Annotated in this window: 3 protein-coding genes; 2 read left to right on the top strand and 1 reads right to left on the bottom strand. The window is 72.7% G+C overall.

Translation table 11 applies throughout. The features are described 5' to 3' along the window. Positions 1–666 (bottom strand): MerR family transcriptional regulator (locus tag ACYVE9_RS23490; protein ID WP_461029891.1); only part of this gene is annotated, 666 nt, incomplete at its 3' end. A 232-nt stretch (positions 667–898) separates the two neighbouring features. On the opposite strand from ACYVE9_RS23490, the gene ACYVE9_RS23485 reads away from it, so the two are divergent. Together ACYVE9_RS23485 and ACYVE9_RS23480 are read left to right on the top strand one after the other, a co-directional pair. Then, complete coding sequence (locus ACYVE9_RS23485; protein ID WP_461029890.1) at positions 899–1,849, top strand: hypothetical protein; 951 nt, start codon at positions 899–901, stop codon at positions 1,847–1,849. Continuing rightward, positions 1,849–2,308: ABA4-like family protein (locus ACYVE9_RS23480; RefSeq protein WP_461029889.1), on the top strand; the 460-nt coding region annotated here is incomplete at its 3' end. The genes ACYVE9_RS23485 and ACYVE9_RS23480, both read left to right, overlap by 1 nt.

Here is a 2,308-nt window from a genome sequence, read left to right as displayed (position 1 = left end):
GCCCGGGCCGCCGGCGCCGAACCACCGGGCGGACGCGTCCTGCTGGGCCAGCCGCCGGAGCGCGGCCAGCGCGCTGTCGCCCAGCAGTGTGCCGATGACCGCGGCTTCGGCGATGTCCGTGGTGGAGGACATTCCGCCGACACCGGCCACGTCGGCCTCCGCGATCGACTCGGTCGCCGAGGCGTAGACGTCGAGCCGCTGCTCGAAGGCCGTGTATCCCAGCCTGCGCATCGAGGCCAGCGCCTCGACGAGTGCCAGCACGGACGGATCCGACTGCGTGACGGGCCAGCCGCGCCGCCGCACGAGTTCCGTCACCAGTTCGACCGCCGCACGGCGGTCGGGGTCGATCGCCTCCGCGCCGTCCGTCGCACCGCCGCCCTTCGCCGCAAGGGTGCGGCTGATGCTCGTCTGCACCACCCCCAGCGCCTTGTGCACCGGCCGCTCGGGATCGGCCACCGCCTGGACCACGTCCCGGACCGTACCGACCGAGACCTTGCCGACCTCGATGAGGGCGCGGATCAGCCGCAGCCTGCGCTCGTGCTCCGCCGTGTAGTCGGCCTGGTTGGGCAGGCTCAACTCCCCCGGCGGCAGGAGGCCTTCGCGGAGGTAGTACTTGATCGTGGGCACGGACACGCCGGTCCGGCTGCTCAGTTCACCGATGCGCATACCCCGATCCTGCCCTGCCCGGGCACGCCGGCGCGAAGCCCCCGCCCTTCCCGCACCCTTGCCCGCCCGCGCCTCGGCCTCACCGTCCTTGCCCGCCCGACTCCGCCGCGTCGCGGCCCCCGGCACCGCGACTACCGCACACAGGACCACCGGACTCCTTGTGCGTCACACTCCCCTCGTGGATAGTGGCTCTATCCACTACAGATACTTGCACTATCCATAGGGGGAATCCGTGCTGCTGTCCGACGCCTGGCGCCACTGGCACCGGCCACTCATGCTGCTGGCCGGTGCGATGGCCGTCACCTCGGTGATCTGCGCCCTGGGGCTGCTCCTCGACGACCGCACCCTCGTCGGCGCGCCGCTGTGGCTCAAGCCGTTCAAGTTCTCCGTGTCGTTCCTGATCTACGCGCTCTCCGCAGCCTGGCTGCACTCCCTGCTCAGCCGGGGACGCCGGATCGGCGGATACGCCGGAACGGTCATGACGGTGACCGCCTTCGGCGAGATCACGATCATCGTCGGACAGGCCGCACGCGGCCGGCGGAGCCACTTCAACGTCGAGACCACACTGGACAACCTGCTGTTCCAGGCGATGGGGCTCACCGTCGTGATCTTCTGGTGCGCGGTACTGGTGTTCGCCGTCCTGCTGGTACGGGAACGGCTCACCGACCGGGCCGCCGCCCTGGCGATCCGGTCCGGTCTGGTGCTCGCCGTGATCGGCATGGCGCTGGGCGGGCTGATGCTGCTGCCGGGGCAGGGCGACCTCGTCCCGAACGCCGCCGGTGCGCACAGTGTGGGCGTACCGGACGGCGGACCCGGACTGCCGGTGACCGGCTGGTCCACCACCGGCGGTGACCTGCGCGTCCCGCACTTCGTGGGCATGCACATGCTTCAGGCGCTGCCGCTGCTCGTGCCGGTCCTGGGCCTCGCCTCCCGGCGGGCACCCCGACTCGCCGAGCCGCAGGTGCGCTACGCCCTCGTCCGCACCGCTGCCGGCGCCGCGGCCGGGCTGATCGCCCTGCTCACCTGGCAGGCCATGCGCGGCCAGCCCCTGCTCGCCCCCGACACCCCCACCCTCGCCGGGTGGGCCGCACTGCTCCTCGCGACCTCGGTGGCCACCGTGCACGCCCTGCGCCGACGCCCGACCGGCGCCACCGCCCCCGTCGAGAAGGCCGGAGCCCGGTGATGCACTCGTTCCTCTTCCAACTGTCGTTCCTGCTGGCCGCCCCCGTCTGGACGCTGCTGATCCTCGCGCCCGGACACCGCCTGACGGAACGGGTCGCCGCGTCCGTGTGGCCGCTGGTCCCGCTGCTCGCCGTCTACCTGCTGCTCGCCGTGCAGGTGATGCCCCAGTTGTGGGCTGCGGTGAGCCGCCCGGACCTCGACGTCTTCCAGGCGCTGATCGCCCATCCGGCCGGAGCAGCGGCCCTCTGGGCGCAGGTGATCGCCTGGGACCTGTTCCTGGGCATGTGGATGTACCGCGAGGGCCGCGCCCGCGGAGTGCACCCGGTGGTGATGGGGCCGGTGCTGCTGCTGTCCGTCCTGCTCTCGCCGGTGGGCGTGGGCCTGTTCCTGCTCATCCGGGCGGGCCGCGAGCTCCGCACACCGCCGCCGGCCGCGCCGGTGACCGAGGTGCCGCCGGGCG

Source organism: Streptomyces sparsus (assembly GCF_054776295.1).
Note: the sequence above shows the minus strand (reverse complement) of the source record. Positions and strands in the feature narration are given on the sequence as shown.